Raw genomic sequence first — 22,502 nt, 5'->3', positions numbered from 1 at the left:
TCACACCTCGTGTCTGCGCCGGGCCGGCACAGCGTCGTCGGCGACCGCGTACAGCGCGCGGTCGAGATAGCTCGTGATGGCGGCGTCCACGCGCCGACGGAAGGCGATGCGCAGCACCGTGGCCACCGGCAGGCCGAGTGCGATCCCCGTGCCCAGTGCACCGACGAAAACGGCCAGTGCTGTTTTCTCGCCGAGACCATCCGGTTCGGTGTACCGGCGGATCAGCCGTGACGCGAACCGAAAGGCCGTGCCCGCCAACAGATCCGGACCTACTACCGCGGCATTCTCGCGGGCCGATTCGGCCCGCGCCAATACCTCGGGCAGCACCGCGGTGATCTGCCCCCGCGTGTCCGCGCCGGCCTCGACCAATTGTCGTCCGAGCCTGCGCAGCCGTTGATGCTCGGCATCGGGCACACCAGCGGCACGCAGACCGAACGATGCCTCCCGCCGTCCCAACAGCAGCCACCGCAGGGTGGTGAACAGCGACACGAGTTGATTCGCGGTATCCGTCACCGCGATCACGCCGACCGGGCGAGCGCCCGCGGCGGTCAGCATGCTGCGCATACTCACCGCCGCGGACACCCACATATTGCGGCAGGCGATGAACTGCACAACGGGCAGACCGGTCACCCGCTCGGGGTAGCGCCGCACCAACGATCGCATCGGGATCGATGGGTTCAGATACCACACCTGGTGCGCGACCAGCACCAAGTCCACGTCGTCGCCGACTTGCCGACTGCCGTCTCCGACGGAGATGTCCACTGTCGACTCGGCATCGGCGGCCTCCGCGAACACACCGAAGAAGCGACCGAGTGACCACGGAAACGGAAAGTCACCGGAGGTGGTGACTTCGACCCACCGGACCTCGCAGCCTGCGGCAACGAGCGGCTCGAGAAAATGTTCGAGACACTCTCGCAGTTGCCCGGTCTGCGAGTACCAGTACACCGCGATCACAGCGGGTTCGGCGCCGACCTCCCGCACGGGTAGATCCGGTGGCGCGGTGCTCATGCGTTCATGCCGCCGTCCACTGCCGTGAGGTGCATGTACGAAATCGCGAAACGGCCCGATTCCGGGACCATGCAGAGCATGGTGTCTCCCGGTGTGACGAGTTCTTCGCGCAGCATCTCGTCGAGGATCACGAAAATGCTTGCGCTACCGATGTTCCCGACGCGGGTGAGGTTGCTGTACCACACCTCTGGCCCCGGCCGTGGCACGTCGCGCCGCGACAATTCGCCGAGCACCATCGACTTCATGCGCTCACTCGAATAGTGCGCCGGAATCCACTTCAAGGTGGTCGGGTCGAACTTGCCCGCGTTGAGTAGCCGCTCGTACTCGTCGATGCCGACCTTGACCAGATGCGGCAGCAGCGAGAGGCGCTGTCGGGCAACCAGCGTGCCCGCTGCCGCGGCCTCGGTCGCGTCTGCGTAGTCCATCCAGGTCTTCTCGGCATCGTTGGACTCGCTGCCGAAATACATACATGCCTTCTCGGTATTGGCATACGAGGTCAGCGAAATCCAGTCGATACGCAGGCTCACCCCGTTCGACCTCGGCTTGTCCTGGACGACCGCCGCTCCCGCGCCGTCGGAGAGCATATACCGCAGAAACGCGGTCTCCATGGGCAGTGAACCGTCCTCCGTCCGGCTCTCGAGTGGCTTGTAGCGGCTGCTCTTGAAGCCACGGGAAGCGAACTCACTGGCGACCGCGACGGCGGCCGACTTCTCGCCGATCGCGACCTGCAGGTAGGCGTTCTTCAGCGCCATCATTCCCGAGCTGCAGATGCCGTGCGCGGTGACGATCTCGAAGGGCGGATAGGCGAGGCGGCCGTGGACCATACTCGCGTGACCCGGTCCCATCAGGTCTGGCAACGTCGTGGCGGCGGCGAGTAACTGAAGATCCTCGGCAGCGATCTCCGATCGTTCGACTGCGTCCTCCACCGCCCGAGCGGCCAATTCCGTATTCGAGAACACAGTTTGCTGTTCCCGATCCAGTGCGTAATAGCGTGTCTTGATACCACTATTGGCGAGAATCGTGTCCCGCAGGGCGGAACTCGCATTCCCCGCTTTGCCGATAAAGTCTTCGATTTCGTCGTTTGTTACCGGATCGCCTGGTAAAAATCGTCCAGTGCTGGTGATGTATGCGGTCACCGGAACTCCAATGCTATTGGTTGTGTCACTCGGTCCGTTATAGGGACTTCGCGCTGGATTCCTCCGAGCGCGACCGCACTGCATCGACGAGTTCTCCGAACGTCTTGATGCTTGCGATGCGTTCGTCGTTCAGCGAAATCGTGTACTTGCGTTCCAAGATCTCCGCAATGCCAAGCAGCCCAAGCGAATCCAGGCCCACGTCCTCGAATGTCGCGGATGGGTCAACCTTGTCGACCTCGATGCTGTAGTGATTTTCCAGGTAGTCGGCGATATCGTCGTACACGTCCGTTTCGAGGCTCATTTAAATCTCCCCTTCACTGTGCAGAACGGCCCCAGCGGGCCAGTTGTTTGCAATAAACGTAGCGACAGCATTGTCGAACGCGGCGACGGCGATGTCGCGCTCGAGTCGACTTTCTTTTTAGGCGCAGCGTTTCCCGTCGCATGGTCACCGTAGGTACACACAACAAATGCTTCAGGATCCCCACCACCGGGCCCCGCTCGGCGCTGCGCAAGTCGACTTGCATATGACCATAATCGGGTCGGCCCGACTGCGCAACACGAGTTTCTGTAACTATAGGCATCTTTAGTCAGGGTAGGCTCGGTGCATGCCCGCGAGATCGAAACCTGTTGGCAGCGAAGCCGATTCGCCGGAAGGGCCAGTGACGCCGCTCATTCCTCAGCCTGCCCGCGCGCGGATACGGACACCGCGAGTGCCTGCCGAGAGCGCTCCGGTCGTCGACTGTCGAGTGCCATCCGGTGCCGAGTACCGGTCGACCGAACTACGGCGCAGAGCATCGGGCGCGCCATCAGCAGCGCGCGACTACTTCCGCCATTGCGTCCGGATCGGCTTGCCCTGCAGTCGAATTCGAGTCCGTGATTTATCCGAACCCGTCCGGCTCGATGTGCGGTCAGCTCCGGCCCATTCTGTGAAATCTCAATTGAATGCCAGCAGCGGGAACAATGCGCTAGCGCCGTTATACTGCGAAAATGCCTGACAAGTTCAGTGTGCCCCAGGTCGCCGATACACCGGACATCGTTACTTCTGTGCGCAACGCGGTGCTATCGGAAATCATGAACGGCACACCGGTACACGCTGTGTCCGTCGCGGCCGTCGCACGGCTCGCCGGCATACACGAGACATCGGTCTACCGACGGTGGAAGACGCGCGAACGCATGATCCTCGACGCGCTGACGACGCGAAGCGAGGCGTCGCTGGTCGTACCCGATCACGGCTCGCTGCGCGAAGATCTGACCGATCTCATGAAACAGGCATGTGACTACCTCGGGAGCCCGGTCGGGCGTTCGCTTTTGCAAATGAGTGTCACCGCGGCGGACTACCCCGCGGCGAGCGAGGCGCGACGGCAGTATTTCGAAACCCGGCTTCGGGCGATGGAGCCTGTCGTCGAGCGCGCGATCACCCGCGGTGAGGTGCAGTCCGGAATCGCCGCCATTGATGTGCTCGAGCCACTATTCGCCACGATCCAGATGCGTGTGATCCTGACGGGTAGGCCGATAACGCCGGACCTTCCCGAAAAGCTGGTCAGCGTCGTGGTCAACGGAGTCCTTTCCGAAAGCTAGCCATGAAAGGTGATCACTGGCGCTTTGGGCCGTTCGAGAGTGTGCTGGGCGCGGTGAATCGGTGCGGGGGCTGGTGTCCTGTCCATCTGAAAATCAAGCGTCACCACGCAATTCGCACAGGACCGAGGTCAGCCCATCCGGCGGGCCGGTAGGGTCGGTCTGATGGAGTGGAGTTTCCGGTCGGCCGAAGAACTTGCGGCTGCGTTGCGTGCCGGTGCGGTGACCTCCGTGGAACTGACCGACGAGGCGATCGCCCGTATCGAGCACGACGACAAGTCGATCAACGCGATCTGTGTGCCGGACTTCGACCGTGCGCGGGCTGCCGCGCGCGATGCCGACCAGGCGCGTGCTCGCGGCGAGGACCGGCCGCTGCTCGGCATTCCGGTGACGGTCAAAGAGTCCTACAACATGGCCGGGCTGCCCACGACCTGGGGCGTGCCGCCTTATGAGAACTATGTGCCGGCCGAGGACGCGGTACAGGTGTCGCGACTGAAGGCCGCGGGCGCGGTGGTGCTCGGTAAGACCAATGTGCCGTTCATGCTGGGAGATCTGCAGAGCTTCAACGAGATCTACGGCACCACCAACAACCCGTGGGATCTCGGCCGCACTCCGGGCGGATCCTCCGGCGGATCAGCGGCGGCCCTCGCGTGTGGATTCGGCGCGCTGTCCATCGGCTCCGACATCGGCGGTTCGCTGCGCAACCCCGCGCATTTCTGCGGCGTCTACGCACATAAGCCGTCATACGGGCTGGTGGCGAGCCGCGGACATGTCCCGCCGCCCGCGCCGGCACTGCCTTCTGAGCGCGACCTGGCCGTCGTCGGTCCGATGGCGCGCACCGCACGAGACCTCACACTGCTGCTGGACGTGATGGCCGGCCCGGACCCGCTGACGCTCGGCGTCGCATTCGACTTGGCTCTTCCGGCCGCGCGCCATGAGCAGCTTTCCGAATTTCGTGTCCTTGTTATCGACGAACATCCGCTCATTGCAACCAGCTCCGCTGTGCGGGCGGCGGTGAACCGAGTCGCCGACGCGCTCGTTGGCGGCGGCGCCCGCGTCGAACGGCACAGTCCGTTGCTGCCCGATCTGACCGAGGCCGCGACGCTCTACACGCAGTTGCTGCTGGCGAACCTCGCGGCAATGTATCCCGTGGAGCGGTATGAGCAGTTGCGGACCCACGCCGCCGAACTGAACGCGGACGACGAGGGTCTCGACGCGGCGCGGTTGCGCGGCGCGGTGTTCAGCCACCGCGACTGGATCGAGGCCAACAACCGTCGCGAGCGTCACCGCCACGGCTGGCGCCAGCTCTTCGCCGAGTTCGATGCCGTGGTCTGTCCGATCACGCCGACTCCCGCATTCCCGCACGACCACACCCCCGGTCTGGGAGACCGGCGGATCGACATCGACGGCGTGGCCTACCCGTTCGCCGACCAGCTCGTCTGGGCCGGTCTGGCGACCATGCCCGGCCTGCCCGCCACAGCGATACCTGCGGGCCGGTCCCCCGAGGGTCTGCCGGTGGGGGTGCAGCTGATCGGTCCGATGTTCGAGGACCGCACCCCGCTGCGGCTGGCCGAACTGCTCGAGCAGGAGATCGGCGGTTTCGAGGCGCCGACGTCAGTGGCCGAGCAGGTTCGATAGCCGACAAGCTCGAACGCGCCACGACCCCGGACTCCAGCGGACCGCCGGCGGCTCGAAATATGGTGCGGCGTTATGTGACTCGCGGTCTGCGCAGTCCGAGTATGCGGCGACCGATGTCGAGCAGCTGTCGGTTCAGCGTCTCCTGGTCGACATCGCTCGGTGCGCCGGACGCAGCACCGGCCAGACCGGTCAGCACCGCGGTGGCCGCGATGACACCATCCGGTCCCGGGGTGAGCTCGGCCAGTAGTGCGACAGGCTGATCGATCACCTTGCGCCAGTCCGGTTGCTGACGTACCACGCGAATGACGCTGGGATCGGTGGTCACGACGGCGGCGATCGATCGGCTCGCGGCGACGAGTTCGGCGTAACCGTTCAGCATCGACTCGGCGCGGGCGCGCGCGGTGCGCTGCTGTTCGGCGGTCTCGATCACCGACCGGAGTTGTTGCAGCAGTGGCCGCAGCACGGCGAGGAGTAGCTGTTCGCGGGTGCGGAAGTGGTAATAGATCGCGGCCTTGGTGAAGCCGAGCTCATCGGCGATCATCTGCAGCGAGGTCCCGGCAAAGCTGTGCCGGATGAAAAGTGCTACCGCGACGTCGATCAGGCGTTGCCGACTGTCGGCTTCTCGCACGACATCATCTGCCCTCGTCATGCCTTTCCTTCCGGTGAGCTCATTGTGACGCCTAAGACTGTACTTGACGATCGACAAGTCATTTACTTTACGAACGGCTAGCGATTCACTTTACGAACGACTAGCATTCACTCGTGTCGGCGGCCCGTTGGCCGCGGTATTCGATATGACGGGAGCTACAGATGCCGCATTTCGCGAAGCCCGCGGAGGGGTCGTGGACGGAGCACTATCCAGAGCTGGGCACCGGCCTGGTGTCGTTCGAGGACTCGATCTCGCCGGAGCACTACGAGCTCGAACGTGCGGCGATCTTCGCGCGGACCTGGCTGAATGTCGGTCGGGTGGAACAGCTTCCACGCAAGGGCAGCTACTTCACCAAAGAGCTCGCGGTGGTGAACACGTCGCTGATCATCGTCAAGGACAACGACCAGCAAATTCGCGCTTTCCACAATGTCTGCCGCCATCGCGGCAACAAGCTGGTCTGGGACGACTATCCGGGCCAGGAGGCTGCCGGTACCTGCCGACAGTTCACCTGTAAGTACCACGCCTGGCGCTACAGCCTCGAGGGCGAGGCCACCTTCGTGCAGCAGGAGCCGGAGTTCTTCGACTTCGACAAGAGCCGGTTCGGCCTGAAGTCGGTGCGCTGCGAGGTGTGGGAGGGCTTCATCTTCGTCAATCTCGATGACGATGCCGCGCCGCTGACCGACTATCTCGGCAAGTTCGCTGAGGGGCTGGCGGGCTACCCGTTCGGGGAGATGACCGAGGTGTACAAGTATCGGGCCGAGGTCGGCAGTAATTGGAAGCTCTACATCGACGCCTTCGCCGAGTTCTACCACGCGCCCATCCTGCACGCGAAGCAGTACGTGTCCGGTGAGTCATCGAAGCTGTCGAACTTCGGCTTCGAGGCGCTGCACTACGAACTGGACGGGCCGCACGGCATGGTGTCCTCGTGGGGTGGCATGGCGCCGCCGAAGGACCTGAATATGGTCAAGCCGATCGAAAGGGTATTGCGCAGCGGCAATTTCGGCGCCTGGGATCGCCCGGACATCCCCGCGCTGGACAATCTGCCACCCGGCCTGAACCCCGCCCGGCACCGGGCATGGGGCCTGGACTCCTATGTCTTCTTCCCGAATTTCATGATCGTCGTGTGGGCGCCGGGGTGGTACCTGACGTATCACTACTGGCCGACCGCCTACAACAAGCACATCTTCGAGGGCACCTGCTATTTCGCCCCCGCGCGCAACGCCACCGACCGGTTGCGTCAGGAACTGGCCGCGCTCACCTTCAAGGAATTCGGCCTGCAGGACTGCAACACTCTGGAGGCCACCCAGACCATGCTCGAATCACGGGCGATCACCGAGTTCCCGCTCAATGACCAGGAGATCCTGTTGCGGCATCTGCACAAGCAGGCCACCGACTTCGTTGCCGGGTACCAGGCGGAGTCACGAAACGGCTGACTGGACCAGCCGGTCGCGCAGCGCGGTGAGGGTCGAAGGCGATAGCCCGGCCCTGGTACGCAGGTAGCCCTCGATACTGCCGTGTTGTTCCCGCAGTGTGGTGAGCAGGGTGGACATCGCCAGTCGCGGTGCACCGAACACTGCGCGGTAGCGTGCGGGGTCGACATCCTCGGGCAGGCGGGCCAGTAGGCGCGGCAGGCGCCGGTCGGTGAAGTGGATGGCGCTGAGTTCGTAGTCGTCGAGAATCGTCGTCTCGTCGACACCGAGTGCCGCCAGCAGTAATGCGGCGGCGACGCCGGTGCGATCCTTGCCCGCGGTGCAATGGATCAGCGCCGGTGTACCGTCCGCGTCAGCTAGCTCGTTGAGAATCCGCCCGAATATCCCGGCGTCGAAATCGGCCATCCGGCGGTACATTTCGGCAAGGAAGTCGTCGGGAATTTCGGCGGGCCGGGTCCGGATCATCTCGGCATTGGCCCGGGTGTGGGCGGCGGTGCCGCCGATGGTGAGCGGTATCCGGCGCACGGTGGCGGGCAGGGCCGAGGGGGACCGGTCGCGTTCCTCGTCGGTGCGCAGGTCGTAGGCGACCAGCAGCCCCAGGCGTTCGATGATGGCGAGGTCGTCGATGCTGAGCCGGTTCGGAGCGTCGGAGCGATAGACCATGCCCCAGCGGGTGTATCCGCCGTAGACGGTCGGATAGCCACCGAGATCGCGGAAGTTCGTCGCACCCTGCAGGGTGAGGACACGCTCGGGCATTTGCGCCGACTCCTAATTCTGAGAATACTCTTCTTGTGAGCGAGAATAGTCTTGCGGGTCCAAAGGTCGATGTGGTGGGCCGCATCGCAGCGCGGGCTCTCGCCAAACGGGAGGCGACCTACGCCGACGAGGTGCGGCGCCTGCTGGATGCCGCACTGGCCGTCATCCGCGCCAGCGACACCACCTCGCGACCGCGTGTCGCCGATATCGTCGCGGCCGCCGGTCTGTCCAATGACGCCTTCTACCGGCACTTTCCGTCGAAGGACGCACTCATATCCGCGCTCATCGAGGATGGCGCCGAGCGCCTGGTGCGTTACGCCGGCCGCCGAATGCGCACGGCGGATACACCGGAGGACCAGGTGCGCCGCTGGGTCGAGGCGGTGCTGTCCCAGGCAGCCGAGGCCACGGCGACGTTGACCAGAGCGGTGCTGTGGAACGCCGGCGGGTCGGCCCCGGATCTCGATGCCGGATCGCCCACGCCGAGCGGTCGGCTCGCCACACTGCTGTACGGCGCATTCGCCGAATTGGGCAGCCGGGACCCGGAATTCGATGCCGGGCTCGTCGCGCACGCGACCGTCGGCAGTCTGACCGATTTCCTCTGGCGCCGGGTCGAGCCGACCGCCGCCGATATCGACCGCACGACCGCGTTCTGCCTGCGCGCGATCACCCCGATCAACTCTGGAGATAGCGCAGCGGAGCGTAATTGGCCCAACCGGTATCCGGCCAGTTGAACCAGCCGGCCGATGCCGAGGTGCCACCGTCGGGGTGCAGGGTGGTGCCGGTGAGGTAGGCCGAAAGGGCCGAGGCGAGGAAGACCACGCAGTTCGAGACATCGGTGACCTGACCGGGGCGGCCCAGTGGGATGGCGACCCGGGCCCCGGCCGGATCGGACATGGCGCCGTCGCCGTGCGAGAACCTGGCGAGGTTGGGGGTCGGCACGAAGTCCGGGGCCACATTGTTGACCCGGATCCGGTCCGGTGCGAGTTCGACGGCGAGGGTGCGGCCGAACTGTTCGACGGCCGCCTTCGCGGCGGCGTAGACGGCGAAACCTGGTGCGGCACGGTGCGCTTCGATGGTGGTGATATTGACGATGCTGCCGCCGCGCCCACCGGCCCGCATCCGCGGCGCCGCCAGTGCGCAGGCGTGGAATACATGCAGCAGATTGGTGCGCAGCAGTGCGTCCCAGCCCTTCGGTGTGGTGTCGGTGAACGGCGCACGGAAGGTGCCGCCGACGACATTGACGAGTGTGTCGAGCCGACCCCAGCGCTCGTCGGCGGCGGCGAACAGTGCCGCCAGCGTATCGGGATCACGGGCGTCACCGACCTGTACCAGGGCGTCGCGGTCGGCTATCGTGTGCCGCAGGGCCTCGGCTGCTTCGGCATCGAGGTCGAGGACTGCGGGCCGGACACCGTTGGCGACCAGATCGTGCACGATCGCCTGCCCGAGACCGCCTGCGCCGCCGGTGATCACGGCCACGGTGCCGTCGAGGCCGCTGCGCTGTTCGAACCAACCCGTCACTCAACGACCTCGCTCGACCTTGTTGAACGGCACGTCGCGGTCGGCGGCGTGTTCGCGGGGCATGCCGAGTACGCGTTCGCTGATGATGTTGCGGGCCATTTCGGTGCTGCCGCCGGCGAGGCTCCAGGCGTTGCGGAACAGATAGTCGATGCCGAGTTGGCCGATGCCCGGACCGTCCGGATCGCCGGTCACCGCCGCCGCGCCCGCGATCGTGACCGCGGAATCGGTTTGCAGCAAGGCATTTTCGGCACTGAACAGGCGCACGATGGATCCGGCAGCGGGCGGCAGTGCGCCGGTGCCGATGGCGTGCGAAACGTGCGCGATGAGCTGGTTGCGGACCACGATCATGGCCCTGGCCGCCCCGATATCCGCACGCACCCGTTGATCGTCGAGGCGGCCGGTCGCGCGCGCCAAGTCGACCAACGTGGTGGCCTCCGCGCCGAGGTGGGGGCGTTGGCCGCTGGTGTAGGGCGAGGTGCCGCCCATGGCGGCCCGTTCGTGATTCAGCAGCCGCGACGCCGCCGCCCAGCCGTCGCCGACCTCGCCGATCACGGCGTCGGCGGGTAGCCGGACATCGTCGAAGAACTCCTGGCAGAACTCGGTCGATCCGGTGACCTGTTTGATCCGCTGGATAGTTACACCCGGCGCGGCGACCGGGACGAGGAACAGGGTGAGCCCGTTGTGCTTCGGCACGTCCCAATCGGTGCGGGCCAGGCACAGCCCGTAGTCGGCGGCATAGGCGCCCGAACTCCAGATCTTGGAGCCGTTGAGGATCCACTCGGCACCGTCACGATCGGCGCGGGTGGTCAGCCCGGCCAGATCCGAGCCGCCACGCGGTTCGGACAAGAACTGGGCCAGGATCTCCTCACCGCGCAGCACCGCGGTCAGATGCGTGCGCTTCTGCTCCTCGGTGCCCAACTCGAGCAGGGTGGCCGCGCAGATCGCCAGCGTCGGCACATTCAGCACCAGCGGCATCTCGTAGCCGAGCGATTCCTCGGTGAAGGCCTGCTGGTGGGCGGCTGTGAGCCCTTGGCCGCCATAGGCTTTCGGGAAGCAAATACCGGCGAAGCCGCCGTCGGAGAGGATGCGCTGCAGTTCGCGCGCGCGATCCCACACTTCGTCGTGGTCCGCGCCGGTGTAGGTCTGCGTGGTGGGCGGAAGGTTTTCCTTCAGCCAGCGCCGGGCACGGTCACGGAAGCTGTCGACTGGTTCGAGATCGGTGGTCATGCGGCGCTCCGAACGAGTAGGTCGGTGATGCGGCGGTGATGTTCCTCCGGGGTGCCGTACAGGGCCCGGCCGTAGGTGACGCGCCGCAGAAACAGATGCAGGTCGTGTTCCCAGGTGACGCCGATACCGCCGTGGATCTGGACGCAGTCCTGGACGATCACCGGCGCCTTCGTACCGACATACGATTTGGCGACGCTGACGAATTCGGCTGCTGTGGAAGGGTTTTGGTCGATGGCCGCGGCCGCGGCGCGGGCGGTCGCATGGCAGGCCTCCAGCCAGGTCTTGTTATCGGCCATGCGGTGTTTGAGGGCCTGATAGGAGGCCAGCGGGCGGCCGAAGGTGTAGCGGTCGAACATCCAGGTCACAGTGGCGTCGAAGGCGCGCTGGGCGGCGCCGACCGATTCCGCGGCGCTGAGCGCCGCTGCGATATGCAGTTGCGATTGCGCTGCCGCGGTGGCGGTTTCGCCCTGCTGGACCACGGCGTCGGCGCCGACGAAGACATTCGCGAACTCGACCCGGGCGGTACGGCGAACGAGGTCGAGCGTCCAGGTCGGGGTGACCGTCACGCCCGGGGTATCGGCGCGCACCAGGAGCTGGATCGGGCCATCCGGGCCGTGTGCGGTGACGAGGAACAGGTCGGCGCGGTCACCGGCTTCGACGCGGTCCTTGAGTCCGGTGAGCCGGTAGCCGGTACCGTCGGGTTCGGCCCGGGTGTCGGGGGCGGTGAGATCCAAACCGTGGCCGGGCTCATAGAGCGCCCACGCGGCGATCGCGTCCCCGCTGACGATCTCGGCGATCACATCGGCGAACCGATCGCCCGCGGCCGCCAGTGCGGCGAGTACGGCACTGGTGGGGATCAACGGGCCGGGCGCGCAGGTGCGACCGAACTCCTCGGCCACCAGCGCGAGTTCGGTCATCGGTTGACCGGAAATCGAGCCGCCCCCGAGATGTTCGGGCACCAGCATCGCCGTCCAGCCCAACTCCGCGCCCCGCCGCCACCACAGGTCATCGAAACCCGATGCGGCATCGGCGAGTTCGCGCACCGTCTCGATCGGGACGGTGTGGTCGAGGAACTCGCGGGTCGTCGTCTGGAACAACCGCTGATCGCCGGTCGGCTCGACACTCATGATTTTCGGTCCTCCGAATCAACCGCTGAGCACATGCTCACCGGGCTGAGACGCGCTGGTCGGAAACCGCGCGCCGCCGTCTCCTATTTGACGGTCTCCCATACCGATGTGAGAATCGGATTCAACAGTTATCGAGAGTAGCATTCTCGCGTGCCGGTCGGTAGGTCCATGACGAGCGCGCGGTGGCGAAGGGAGCCATCAGTGGTGAACGACTTCGAGAAGATGGATTTCTTTCTCGGGCGGGAGCTCATAGCGGATCCGTATCCGTACTTCGACGCCATGCGGGCGCAGTGCCCGGTGGCACGCGAGAACCACCACGGCGTGTACATGGTGACCGGCTACGACGAGGCGCTCGAGGTGCTGAACGACACCGAGCACTTCTCCTCCTGCACCTCGGTGACCGGTCCGTTCCCCGGTTTCCCGGTGCCGCTGGAGGGCGATATCGATGCGCTGATCGCCGAGCACCGCGACAAGCTGCCGTTCAGCGACCAGCTGCCGACCCTGGACCCACCGGTGCACACCCAGCATCGCGGCCTGCTGATGCGGCTGATCACCCCGAAGCGCCTCAAGGAGAACGAGGACGCGATGTGGACGCTCGCGGACCGGATGCTCGACAGCTACCTCGCACCCGGCCGCGGCGACTTCATCCGTGACTTCGCCGGACCGTTCACGCTGTACGTCATCGCCGACCTGCTCGGCGTGCCCGCGGCCGACCAGGAGGAATTCCTGCAGGCATTGCAGCGCGACCCGCACCGGGAGGGCTCCACCCTCGGCAGTACCGAGGGTGAATCCATGCACCACAACCCGATCGAATTCCTCTACGGCAAGTTCGCCGACTACATCGAGGACCGGCGCCGCGAACCGCGCGGCGACGTGCTCGGCAGCATGGCGAGCACGGTGTTCCCGGACGGCTCCGAACCCACGGTGCTCGATGTCGTACGGGTGGCGGCGAACCTGTTCTCGGCCGGTCAGGAGACGACCGTTCGACTGCTCAGCTCCGCGCTGAAACTGCTCGCCGAGCAGCCCGAACTGCAGCGGTGGCTGCGCGAGGACCGTTCGCGCATACCGAATTTCATCGAGGAGGCGCTGCGCATGGAGAGCCCGGTCAAGGGCGACTTCCGTTTGTCGAAGGTGCCGGTCGGTGTCGGCGGGGTCGACCTGCCCGCCGGTACCACCCTGATGGTGGTGAACAGTGGCGCCAACCGGGATCCGCGCCGCTTCGACGATCCGTCGACCTTCGACCCCGAGCGCTCGAATGCCCGCACCCACATCGCCTTCGGCCGTGGCATCCACACCTGCCCGGGGGCGCCGCTGGCCAGGGCCGAGGCCCGCGTGGCCATCGAGCGGCTGCTGGACCGCACGACCGATATCCGCATCGACGAAGCGGTGCACGGCGCCGCCGACGCACGCGAGTACGAGTATGTGCCGACCTTCGTCCTGCGCGGCCTGACCGCGCTGCATCTGGAATTCGATATCGCGGAAGGTGGTACCCGATGAAGGTCTCGGTCGATTCCGACCGCTGTCGCGGACACGGTGTGTGCCTGTCGTTGTGCCCGGAGGTGTTCGCCCTCAACGACGACGGCTACGCCGAGGTGCAAACTCCCGAGGTTCCGGCCGACCACGCCAGTGCTGTCCTGGTGGCGGTGTCGGCCTGCCCGGAGCATGCCATCACCGCGAGTTGACCGGTTCGGTGCGGCCGCCTGTATTCAGCTGACCGGCATCGAATTCGAGGAAGAGTGTTGTTCCATGGCCGAGAATCACATTGCCGGACAAGGTGATCCAGTGGCGGGCGACGACGTTGTGCGGACCACCGCGGCACCGATGACGCCCGGCTGGCACGCCGATCGGTCGCCGGATCGCCCGGCGATCGTGCTGGCGTCCAGTGGCGAGGTGGTGACCTATGCCCAGTTGGAGCAGCGGTCGATCCGGTTCGCCAGGGCCCTGCGTTCGCGCGGGCTGGCGGTCGGCGACCACATCGCGATTCTCATGGAGAACAATCGCCCGTTTCTCGAGATCGCGTGGGCGGCGCAGCGCTGCGGTTTGTACTACACCGCGATCAACCGGCATCTGAAAGCCGGTGAGGTGCAGTACATCCTGGACGACTGCGGCGCCACCGCGCTGGTGACCAGCGAGTCCATGGCTGAGGTGGTGGCCGAGCTCGACCTCTCCGCTATCCCGGTCCGGATCGTGGCGGTGGGGGAGCTGGTCGGTTTCGAACAGTACGAGGATGTACTGACGGCGACATCGCCGCATCCGCTCGGCTCCGACGAATGCGAAGGCCGGGAGATGCTGTACTCCTCGGGAACAACCGGGCAGCCCAAGGGAGTTCGCAAACCACTGCCTGCCGCTCCGCTCGGCGATCCGGAGTCGGCGCCGGTGCAGATCGCGCGGGGTCTGCTGGTGAGCGGCGCCGGTGCGGATGCGGTGTATCTGTCGCCCGCACCGCTGTACCACGGTGCGCCGCTGGTGTTCTCGATGTCGTGGCATCGAATCGGCGCGACCGTGATCGTGATGGAACGCTTCGACCCTCGGCAATGTTTGGAGCTGATCGAGCGTCATCGGGTCACGCACGCGCAACTTGTGCCGACGATGTTCGTGCGCTTGCTGCGATTGCCGAAGGCCGAACGCGAACGCTACGACATCTCCAGTCTGGTGAATGTGGTCCACTCGGCGGCGCCGTGCCCCGTGCCGGTGAAACGGCAGATGCTGCAGTGGTGGGGACCGATCGTCAGCGAGTACTACTCCGGGACCGAGGATGTCGGGAACACCTACATCGGCGCCGAGGAGTGGCTGGCACATCCGGGTTCGGTGGGCAGACCGGCGCAGGAGTGTCACATTGTCGGCGCGGATGGCGAGGAGTTGCCGCTCGGCCAGGTCGGGGTGGTGTATTTCGGTGGGGGACGGCCCTTCGAATACCACCACGATGCCGCGAAGACCGCGTCGGTGACCCATGAGAAGGGGTGGCGCACCCTCGGCGATGTGGGCTATCTCGATGCCGACGGCTATCTGTATCTGACCGATCGGCAAGCCCACATGATCATCTCCGGTGGGGTAAATATCTACCCGCAAGAGGCCGAGAACGTCCTCGCCGCACATCCCGCGGTCGCCGACGTCGCCGTGCTCGGCGTACCGGACGAGGAAATGGGCGAGGCCGTGAAAGCCGTTGTCCAACTGGTCGATCCGGCCGCCGCCGGTGCCGAACTCGCAGCCGAGCTGATCGCCTACTGCCGCGCGGAACTAGCCGCCTACAAATGCCCGCGCACAGTCGACTTCGTCACCGAATTGCCCCGTGATCCCAGCGGCAAGCTCTACAAACGCCAACTGCGCGCCCAGTATTGGGAAGGCCACGACACGCTGGTCAGCTGAGCGACCTACCGGGCGTTTACACGACGCGCGGCGATCAAGATCAAGTGGAGCTGGTGGCGGGGCTACTCGGGCGATGCCGCCATGGTTTCCACCTGATCTTGATAGCTGGACGCTGGAGCGGGGCGCGGCCAGGTGCGGCCGCGTAGGCGTTCGATGTCGGTGTTGAAACGTTCTAGGTAGTGGGCGAATTCGGCGCGCTCGTCGGCGGTCCAATCCTGGGTTACCGCTGCTAGCACCTCGGTGATGACGGCGCGCTCCTGGTCGAGGCGTTGAGCGCCGGCGGGGGTGAGGCGGAACTTGCGTGCGATACCGCCGTCGGGGTCGGGGATGCGTTCGACGAGTCCGGTGCGCAGGAGTGTGGCGGTCTGCCGGTGCAGCGTCGACACATCCAATCCCAGGGCGTCGCTGAGCTGTCGCAGCGACATCGGGCCCTGGATCCGCAGTCGGCTCAGTAGCAGATATGAGCTGCGCTCCAGATGGTCATCATTGCGCCGATGCTGCGGGCTCAGTCGGTAGTGGCCGAGTAGCAAGGTCTCGAACTCGATCAGTTGTATGCGCTTGTCCATGCCTTCCTTCCTCGGAGATGTGCATCACACACGGTGCGTGTATTGTTCACGTGGAATGCATGATACACATGTAGTGTACGATACACGCTGATTGTTGTGAGTCCGAGGGAGATTTGCGTGGACAAGCCTGATTCCGCTGTCCGGCCGGGCGCCATCCTGGCCGTGCTGGCCTATACCGGCATCGTCGCGTCGCTGATGCAGACGCTCGTGGTGCCATTGCTCGGCGAGTTGCCGCAGATTCTGAATTCCTCGGCGGCCAATACGTCCTGGGTGGTCACGGTCACCCTGCTCGTGGGTGCGGTCGCCACTCCGGTCGCCGGACGCCTCGGCGATATGTTCGGCAAGCGCCGGATGGTGATCGCCTCGACCGTGCCGCTCATCGTCGGCTCGGTGGTCTGTGCCATCGCGGGTTCATTGCTGCCGATGATCATCGGCCGCGGCCTGCAGGGCCTCGGCTTCGGCACCATCCCGCTGGCCGTCGCACTGTTGCGGGATGTGCTGCCGCCCGAGCGACTCGGCTCGGCCATCGCACTGATCAGCTCTTCGCTCGGTATCGGTGGCGCGCTCGGTCTGCCGTTGGCGGCGGCGGTCACCGAGTACAGCAACTGGCGGGTGCTGTTCTGGGCGGCGGCGGCGCTGGTCGCGGTCGCCACCGCGCTGATCACGCTGATCGTCCCGGAGGGTATTGCCGAAGGGCCGTCGGGTCGTTTCGACGGACTCGGTGCGGTACTGCTCGGCGCCGGCCTCGTGTCGCTGCTGCTCGCCGTGTCCAAGGGCGCGACGTGGGGTTGGACGAGCGGCAGCATTCTCGGCCTGTTCGTCGCGGCCGTAGCGGTGCTGCTGGTGTGGGGTTGGTGGGAGCTGCGGACTGTTGAGCCGCTGGTCGACCTGCGGGTCACCGCTCGGCCGCAGGTACTCGTCACCAATCTCGCGACGGTCGCCATCGGCGTCGGTATGTACGCGTTGCAGCTGAGTGTCCCGCAGTTGATGCAGCTGCCGAGTTCACTCGGCTACGGTCTCGGCCAGTCGATGATGGCGATGGGGCTGTGGATGGCTCCCGCCGGAATCATGATGATGCTGATCTCCCCGGTCGGCGCCAAGCTGTCGGCAATGCGCGGTCCGAAGTTCACCCTTGTCGTCGGCGCCGTCGTCATGGCCATCGGCTACGGCTCCGCGCAGGTTCTGATGGGCAGCACCTGGGGACTGCTGATCGTGAACATCATCTGCAGCTCGGGTGTCGGTTTCGCCTACGGCGCCATGCCCGCCCTGATCATGGGTGCGGTGCCGCAGTCGGAGACCGCCGCCGCCAACGGCTTCAACACCCTGATGCGCTCGATCGGCACCTCGATCTCCGCGGCCGTGGTCGGCGCGGTGCTCGCACAGCTGACCGTCACGGTCGGCGGTCACAGCATCCCCACCGAGGACGGTTTCCGCGTCGCGTTCTTGATCGGCTGTGGTGTCTCGGTGCTGGCGGCATTGGTCGCGATGGCCATTCCGGTCCGTCGTGCGATGGCCGCCCGTCCGGTCGAGCAGACCGAAGCGGAAGTCCCCGCGCGGGTCTGAGACCGCGGATCACGCTCACCCGCGCAGCGCGGCGTGGTTGGGAACGGCGCCCCGAACCTGCACAGGCTGCAGGTTCGGGGCGCCGTCGCGTCTGTGGTCCGGCTGGCGTGGAAGCCTCATCTACGCGAAACGAGCTGTCGTGCAGTACGGTTCGGCCGCCGCCGACAGTCCGGCACCAGCGGGTCAGTGCCGATTGTCGATAGCGGCGTCGAGCAGGCCGAGATCGGTGCCGAGTTCGGCGGCGATCGACCGGACCGCCGCGACATCCTTACCGACGAATTCGCCCACCGATGCGCTGAATTCGGCCACCGAACCCCGCCCCGCGACACCGGTCAGCGCGCGACTTGCCGCGCTCCCGTGCGGCAGCGCGGCCAACAGGGTGGTCTCCGCGACGCCCAGCTGTTTCCCGAGATCCACTGCCGCGGTGAGTATTCCGAGCTGTGCGGCGAATACGGCATTGTTGACCAACTTGACGCGCTGGCCCGCGCCGAGCGGACCGACGTGCAGAATCGGGTCGCCGTAGGCGGCCAGCACGGGCCGGACCCGGTCCACGGTCTCGACCGGGCCACCGACGAAGAGGGTGAGCCGCCCGGCCGCGATATCGGGTGGGCCGCCGCTGACGGGCGCGTCGAGCACCTGGATGCCATGTGAGGCAATGGCTTCGGCGGCAATGGCCGCCGTCGTGTGCGGACTGCCGGTGGTGTGCAGGACGAGAGTCGAACCGGATGGCATGGCGGCGAGCAGCGGTGTGCCGAGACATACCGCTCGAACCTGTTCATCGGTGAAGACGCACACGATGACCAGATCGGCGTTGGTCCCGACCGCCGCGGGGGCGGATACGGCCTGCGCGCCGATCTCGGTGAGGGCCCGGCGTGCATCGAGCGACCGGCCGAGCGCGCACACTTCATGTCCGGCCCGGACCAGCCGCTCCACCATGGGACGCCCCATCCGCCCGGCGCCGAGGAATCCGACGCGCATCAGCGCGGATGATCGATCATCGCGAGGGTCGCGTCCGCGGCGTCGAGCACGATGCCGGGTTCGGCGCTCGCGGCGGCGGCCAGGTCCGCGATCAGACCGACATCCTTGCGCAGCAGCGGCCCGGCGTGTGCGGCGATCCGGTCCAGGGTGCCGCCCGCGGAGACGACACGACCGAGCGCGAAGCTGTCGGCGGTGCCGTGCGAGATCACCTCGCCGAGGCGGGTCGGATCGATACCGATCGACGTACCGAGCGCGAGAGTGCTTGCCGCCGTGGCGAGATTCGCGGTGAAAAGCAGGTTGTTGAGCAGCTTGGCGGTCTGTCCGGCGCCGAGCGGGCCCAGATGGACGACGGGCTCGGCGTAGGTCTCGAATACCGGGCGAGCGCGTTGGACGATATCGGTCGAGCCGCCGACCATCACCAGCAACCGGCCCTCGGCGGCTGCAGCGCCGCCACCGCTGACCGGTGCGTCGATGATCGAAACCCCCTGTGCCACAGCGATATCTGCGAGATCGCGGCAGGTGTCCGGATGCACCGTGCTGTGCACGGCGAGGATCGTGCCGGCGGCCATGCCCGCCAGTACGCCGTCGGCGCCGGTCACGACTTCGCGGACGTCGGCGTCGCCGACCACGCAGAGGCAGACGAGATCGCTCGCGGCTGCCAGTTCCGCCGGTGCTGCGGCGACCTTCGCCGCCGTATCGGCGAACGGCTCGAGTGAGGCGGGCCGCCGCGCCCACAGCGTTGTCTCATATCCGGAGTCGACGATCCGGCGTGCCATCGGCGCACCTTGGCTGCCGAGTCCGATGAATCCGACCCGCATCACGCTTCGCCTTCCGCTTCGGGCCGCCAGAACACGGCGAGCAGGCCCGCGGTGGCGACCAGGCCGACCCCGAGGGCGATGCCGCCACCGGCCCAACCCGTTATCTCGATATCGGCGGCGTGATCGATGGACAGCCACCCGGGACCGAGCAGCCCCAGCGCCAGCGAAACGACCGCGAGCACGAGCACATACTCGTAACCCTCTTTGAATACGAAGAATCCGTTGGTGCGGTGGGCGAGCAGGCCCGCGACCGCCATCACCGAGATGACCGCCGCACACGCCAGCGGGGTGAGCAGCCCGACGATCAACAGCACGCCCGCACCGATTTCGGTGACGACGCTCAGCCACGCGTGCAGGACGCCACCGCGCAGTCCGAGGCCGCTGAACCAGCGCGCGGTGCCCGCGATCTTGCCGCCGCCCACCCAGTGATTGACCCCGTGGGCGATCATGGTGGCCCCCACGACGAGTCGCACGAGTGCGATGGCAACGTCGACGACGTCCATCAGTTCACCTCCCGTGTGGTGCCGTTGAATTGTATTGCCGGGCCGTGGAATTCGCCGGTGCTCCGGGCGACGGCCGCCTCTTCGACGAAGGCCAGCAGCCCGAGGTGGTAGGCGGCGGCCGTATGTCCCATGCTGAGGTTGTGGCCGCTGTTGGGCTGGACATTGAGCACGACCCTGGGCGCGGCGGTGAACCGGTTGGCGACCTCGGCGAGTGCCTCGGCGTCGTTGCGCCACACCCGTTCGTGGTCGCCGACAGTGAACCGCACCGGAATCCGAACCTCGGCGGCCAGGGTGGGGAAGGTGACCGTCGGCCAGTCCTCGACCGAATTCCCTTCGTAGCGTGGGCCATAGGACCCGATCCGCGCGCCGCCGACCAGCTCGGGCGGGTACAGCCGGGCCGGATACCACAGCAGTTCGGTGACGCCGCCCGGCACGCCGTCGCGCCGCATGCGCCGCCGCCCTTGCGGATCCGGTCCCCACAGGATGTCGTAGGCCTCCTGCTGATGTTCCAATCCGGTCCCGGCCAATTCGAGGCCGAGCAACTCGCGGCCGCGCTCGTCGGCCGCCATCCGCAGCGCCAGTTCGCTGCCCGCGGAATGGGCGAGCAAGAAGGTGCCCGCGCCGCGGGGCCGCGACCCGAGATGCCGCTCGGCCGCCGCGTACATCAGATCGACACGGCGCTGTGGGTCGGCGAGTTCGTCGGCATGCGTGTGCGAGCTGCCGTATCCGGGCCGGTCCAGAGCCAGCACGGTGTATCCGGCCGCGGCGGCCAGCCGCAGCAGTGACAGTCGCGGATGGTCCGGGCAGTCGAAATACGCCGAGGTGGTGGCGCCGCCGTGCAGTGCGAGCAGCACCGCCCGCGGTGTCGGCGCCTCGGCCAACAACCCGGACATCGGGATGCCGTCGACCTCGGTGACCACCGGAATCGGGTCGTCGTCGGTGAGCAGGGAGAAATCGGATTCGGTAATCGTCATGAATCGCTCCGCAGCAGCATTGCCCCACCGGGGGTGAGCCCGCCGCTCGACACCACACCGATGCGGGCGTCGGCGACCTGACGCGCACCGGCTTCACCGCGCAACTGCAGGATCGCCTCGTGCAGCAGGCCCATACCGTGGGTGCGGCCGTGCGAGAGCTGGCCACCGTGGGTATTGAGCGGGAGTAGGCCGTCGCGGGCGATGTTCTTACCGCCGTCGAGGAAGTCCTTGGCCTCGCCGATACCGCAGAAGCCGAGGGCCTCCAGCCAGGACAGGCAGTTGAAGGTGAAGCCGTCGTACAACTCGGCGACGTCTACGTCGGTGGGGCGCAACGTGGTTCGGGTCCACAAGTGCGCGGCCGGGCCGAGCACCTGTGGTTCGTGAGTGAGGGTGCTCTGATCCCATTCGATGCGCTCGATGATCTGGGTGCCGACCGCCTCCACCAGAACGGGTGGTTTGGCCAGATCGCGCGCCGCGTCCACGCTCGAGACGATGACCGCGATCGCGCCGTCGCAGGGCACATCACAGTCGTAGAGCCCGAACGGGGTGGTGATCGTGCGCGCCTCGAGGTAGTCCTGCATGGTCATCGGATCTCGGTAGATCGCGGTCGGCTCGAGTTCGGCATTCGCGCGCTGATTCAATGCGATCCAGCCGAGGGTTTCGCGAGTGGTGCCATAGCGATGGAAATGCCGTTGTGCGTTCTGCGCCAAGGTATGTGCCGCCGAGGTGGCGCCGAAGGGGGCCATCCAGCCGGGTGTGCGCCCACCGGAGGGCTTGATCTTGCCCGTGCGCATCAGATCATTGAAGGTGGCTTCCCACAGGGTGCGGAAACACAACACATGCCTGGCCAGCCCGCCCGCGACCGCGAGCATGGCCGCGATGACCGCCCCACCTGGGCCGAAGGTTTCGATGCCGCCGTTGTACCAGGTCGGCCGGATGCCGAGGGCAGACTCCAGGGCAGTGACACCGCCCTCGCTGAATCCGCCCATGTTGCCGCCGCCGGGATAGGTCGACAGGCCGTCGATATCGTCGAGTGTCAATCCGGCGTCGGCGACCGCGCGTTCGCAGGCCTGAATGGTCAGCCGCAGCGGCGGAACCTGCAATCGCCGCCCGATCGGCGACATGCCGATACCGGTGAGCGCGACCCGGTCCTCGAATTTCTCCGAGCGCACCATAGGCCGCACGTGCCGCCAGAACTCTTGTGGCGCAATATCGTCCACGGGCAGCGGGGCCGGTTTCGGCTGTGTTTCGACGGGCCGGAACAGCGGCAGCCAGACGTCGTCGTCCTGTTGGAAGACCACCTCGAGCCGCATGCCGAGAACCAGGGCATCCGGATCGCAGTCGATCACATTGGTGGTCAGCCGAACTCGCGGATCCTCCTCGAGCGCTACCTGCGCCACGACGTAGGGCGCGGGCAATCCCGGCACACCGAAACGGTGGTTGACGGTGAAGCCGGCGAGTGTGGCGAAGCCGGAGACGGCACGCACTCCCATCTCGTGTCCACGGCAATACCGGCACACCGGCTGCGGTGGATGGATCAGTGCCGCACAGGATTCACATTCCTGTATGCGCAGCGTGCCATCGCTCCCCGAGGTCCAGAAGAACTCGTTCTCGAGGGTGAGCAATGGCAGTGGACGTCCCGATGCTTCGCCCATATCGCCTCCTCGCTC

Annotated in this window: 22 protein-coding genes; 8 read left to right on the top strand and 14 right to left on the bottom strand. The window is 66.3% G+C overall.

Going from position 1 to position 22,502, the window contains the following annotated elements; translation table 11 throughout:
* Genes OIE68_RS18555 through OIE68_RS18545 form a run of 3 tightly spaced genes read right to left on the bottom strand, consistent with a single transcriptional unit; the run spans position 1 to position 2,445 of the window.
* Positions 1-1,008, bottom strand: a complete 1,008-nt coding sequence (locus OIE68_RS18555; RefSeq protein ID WP_327100622.1) for a hypothetical protein — start codon at positions 1,006-1,008, stop codon at positions 1-3.
* Positions 1,005-2,144 (bottom strand): 3-oxoacyl-ACP synthase, encoded by a 1,140-nt coding sequence (locus OIE68_RS18550; protein WP_327100621.1) that lies wholly within the window; start codon positions 2,142-2,144, stop codon positions 1,005-1,007. The genes OIE68_RS18555 and OIE68_RS18550 overlap by 4 nt, the downstream gene beginning before the upstream one ends.
* Before the next feature lie 37 nt (positions 2,145-2,181).
* Positions 2,182-2,445, bottom strand: a complete 264-nt coding sequence (locus OIE68_RS18545) for an acyl carrier protein (protein ID WP_327100620.1) — start codon at positions 2,443-2,445, stop codon at positions 2,182-2,184.
* A 686-nt stretch (positions 2,446-3,131) separates the two neighbouring features.
* On the opposite strand from OIE68_RS18545, the gene OIE68_RS18540 reads away from it, so the two are divergent.
* Together OIE68_RS18540 and OIE68_RS18535 are read left to right on the top strand one after the other, a co-directional pair.
* Positions 3,132-3,722, top strand: a complete 591-nt coding sequence (locus OIE68_RS18540) for a TetR-like C-terminal domain-containing protein (protein ID WP_327100619.1) — start codon at positions 3,132-3,134, stop codon at positions 3,720-3,722.
* A gap of 162 nt (positions 3,723-3,884) precedes the next feature.
* On the top strand, positions 3,885-5,357 hold the full coding sequence (locus OIE68_RS18535; RefSeq protein ID WP_327100618.1) for an amidase: 1,473 nt from the start codon (positions 3,885-3,887) through the stop codon (positions 5,355-5,357).
* A gap of 70 nt (positions 5,358-5,427) precedes the next feature.
* Here OIE68_RS18535 and OIE68_RS18530 read toward each other — a convergent pair whose 3' ends face one another.
* Positions 5,428-6,006, bottom strand: coding sequence for a helix-turn-helix domain-containing protein (locus OIE68_RS18530; protein WP_327100617.1), 579 nt, complete (start codon positions 6,004-6,006; stop codon positions 5,428-5,430).
* Between the two features lie 161 nt (positions 6,007-6,167).
* Between OIE68_RS18530 and OIE68_RS18525 the strand changes: the two genes are divergently transcribed.
* Positions 6,168-7,439 (top strand): aromatic ring-hydroxylating dioxygenase subunit alpha, encoded by a 1,272-nt coding sequence (locus tag OIE68_RS18525; RefSeq protein ID WP_327100616.1) that lies wholly within the window; start codon positions 6,168-6,170, stop codon positions 7,437-7,439.
* On the opposite strand, the gene OIE68_RS18520 is transcribed toward OIE68_RS18525, so the two are convergent.
* On the bottom strand, positions 7,425-8,192 hold the full coding sequence (locus OIE68_RS18520) for a tyrosine-protein phosphatase (protein ID WP_327100615.1): 768 nt from the start codon (positions 8,190-8,192) through the stop codon (positions 7,425-7,427). The genes OIE68_RS18525 and OIE68_RS18520 overlap by 15 nt on opposite strands.
* Positions 8,193-8,227: 35 nt before the next feature.
* Between OIE68_RS18520 and OIE68_RS18515 the strand changes: the two genes are divergently transcribed.
* The gene (locus OIE68_RS18515; protein ID WP_327100614.1) at positions 8,228-8,923 is read left to right on the top strand and encodes a TetR/AcrR family transcriptional regulator; all 696 of its coding nucleotides are present in this window, start codon (positions 8,228-8,230) and stop codon (positions 8,921-8,923) included.
* Here OIE68_RS18515 and OIE68_RS18510 read toward each other — a convergent pair.
* The 3 genes from OIE68_RS18510 to OIE68_RS18500 are packed head-to-tail and all read right to left on the bottom strand — an operon-like array spanning position 8,865 to position 12,064.
* Positions 8,865-9,710, bottom strand: coding sequence for an SDR family oxidoreductase (locus tag OIE68_RS18510; RefSeq protein WP_327100613.1), 846 nt, complete (start codon positions 9,708-9,710; stop codon positions 8,865-8,867). The genes OIE68_RS18515 and OIE68_RS18510 overlap by 59 nt on opposite strands.
* Positions 9,711-10,937: an acyl-CoA dehydrogenase family protein gene (locus OIE68_RS18505; protein ID WP_327100612.1), complete on the bottom strand. Its 1,227-nt coding sequence runs from the start codon at positions 10,935-10,937 to the stop codon at positions 9,711-9,713.
* Positions 10,934-12,064 carry an acyl-CoA dehydrogenase family protein gene (locus OIE68_RS18500; RefSeq protein ID WP_327100611.1) on the bottom strand — a complete coding sequence of 377 codons (1,131 nt, stop codon included), beginning with the start codon at positions 12,062-12,064 and terminating at the stop codon, positions 10,934-10,936. Before OIE68_RS18500 ends, OIE68_RS18505 begins: the two co-directional genes overlap by 4 nt.
* A gap of 222 nt (positions 12,065-12,286) precedes the next feature.
* Between OIE68_RS18500 and OIE68_RS18495 the strand changes: the two genes are divergently transcribed.
* The 3 genes from OIE68_RS18495 to OIE68_RS18485 all read left to right on the top strand — a co-directional run bounded on the left by OIE68_RS18495 (position 12,287) and on the right by OIE68_RS18485 (position 15,430).
* Positions 12,287-13,561 (top strand): cytochrome P450, encoded by a 1,275-nt coding sequence (locus OIE68_RS18495; RefSeq protein WP_419150775.1) that lies wholly within the window; start codon positions 12,287-12,289, stop codon positions 13,559-13,561.
* On the top strand, positions 13,558-13,746 hold the full coding sequence (locus OIE68_RS18490; RefSeq protein ID WP_327100609.1) for a ferredoxin: 189 nt from the start codon (positions 13,558-13,560) through the stop codon (positions 13,744-13,746). Before OIE68_RS18495 ends, OIE68_RS18490 begins: the two co-directional genes overlap by 4 nt.
* Before the next feature lie 139 nt (positions 13,747-13,885).
* The gene (locus OIE68_RS18485; protein ID WP_327101712.1) at positions 13,886-15,430 is read left to right on the top strand and encodes an acyl-CoA synthetase; all 1,545 of its coding nucleotides are present in this window, start codon (positions 13,886-13,888) and stop codon (positions 15,428-15,430) included.
* 62 nt (positions 15,431-15,492) lie between these two features.
* On the opposite strand, the gene OIE68_RS18480 is transcribed toward OIE68_RS18485, so the two are convergent.
* A complete protein-coding gene (locus OIE68_RS18480; RefSeq protein ID WP_327100608.1) occupies positions 15,493-15,996 on the bottom strand; it encodes a MarR family winged helix-turn-helix transcriptional regulator in 504 nt (167 codons plus the stop codon).
* 117 nt (positions 15,997-16,113) lie between these two features.
* Between OIE68_RS18480 and OIE68_RS18475 the strand changes: the two genes are divergently transcribed.
* Positions 16,114-17,559, top strand: coding sequence for an MFS transporter (locus tag OIE68_RS18475; RefSeq protein ID WP_327100607.1), 1,446 nt, complete (start codon positions 16,114-16,116; stop codon positions 17,557-17,559).
* A 183-nt stretch (positions 17,560-17,742) separates the two neighbouring features.
* Here the strand turns inward: OIE68_RS18475 and OIE68_RS18470 are convergent, their stop codons facing one another.
* Genes OIE68_RS18470 through OIE68_RS18450 form a run of 5 tightly spaced genes read right to left on the bottom strand, consistent with a single transcriptional unit; the run spans position 17,743 to position 22,487 of the window.
* Positions 17,743-18,537: an NAD(P)-dependent oxidoreductase gene (locus tag OIE68_RS18470; protein WP_327100606.1), complete on the bottom strand. Its 795-nt coding sequence runs from the start codon at positions 18,535-18,537 to the stop codon at positions 17,743-17,745.
* Positions 18,537-19,355 carry an NAD(P)-dependent oxidoreductase gene (locus OIE68_RS18465; RefSeq protein ID WP_327100605.1) on the bottom strand — a complete coding sequence of 273 codons (819 nt, stop codon included), beginning with the start codon at positions 19,353-19,355 and terminating at the stop codon, positions 18,537-18,539. Before OIE68_RS18465 ends, OIE68_RS18470 begins: the two co-directional genes overlap by 1 nt.
* Positions 19,355-19,858 carry a DoxX family protein gene (locus tag OIE68_RS18460; RefSeq protein WP_327100604.1) on the bottom strand — a complete coding sequence of 168 codons (504 nt, stop codon included), beginning with the start codon at positions 19,856-19,858 and terminating at the stop codon, positions 19,355-19,357. Before OIE68_RS18460 ends, OIE68_RS18465 begins: the two co-directional genes overlap by 1 nt.
* Positions 19,858-20,832, bottom strand: a complete 975-nt coding sequence (locus OIE68_RS18455; RefSeq protein ID WP_327100603.1) for an alpha/beta fold hydrolase — start codon at positions 20,830-20,832, stop codon at positions 19,858-19,860. The genes OIE68_RS18460 and OIE68_RS18455 overlap by 1 nt, the downstream gene beginning before the upstream one ends.
* Complete coding sequence (locus OIE68_RS18450) at positions 20,829-22,487, bottom strand: thiolase C-terminal domain-containing protein (RefSeq protein ID WP_327100602.1); 1,659 nt, start codon at positions 22,485-22,487, stop codon at positions 20,829-20,831. The genes OIE68_RS18455 and OIE68_RS18450 overlap by 4 nt, the downstream gene beginning before the upstream one ends.
* Positions 22,488-22,502: the final 15 nt, after the last annotated feature.

Source organism: Nocardia vinacea (assembly GCF_035920345.1).
Taxonomy (GTDB): domain Bacteria; phylum Actinomycetota; class Actinomycetes; order Mycobacteriales; family Mycobacteriaceae; genus Nocardia; species Nocardia vinacea_A.
This window is presented reverse-complemented; position numbering and strand designations above follow the sequence as displayed.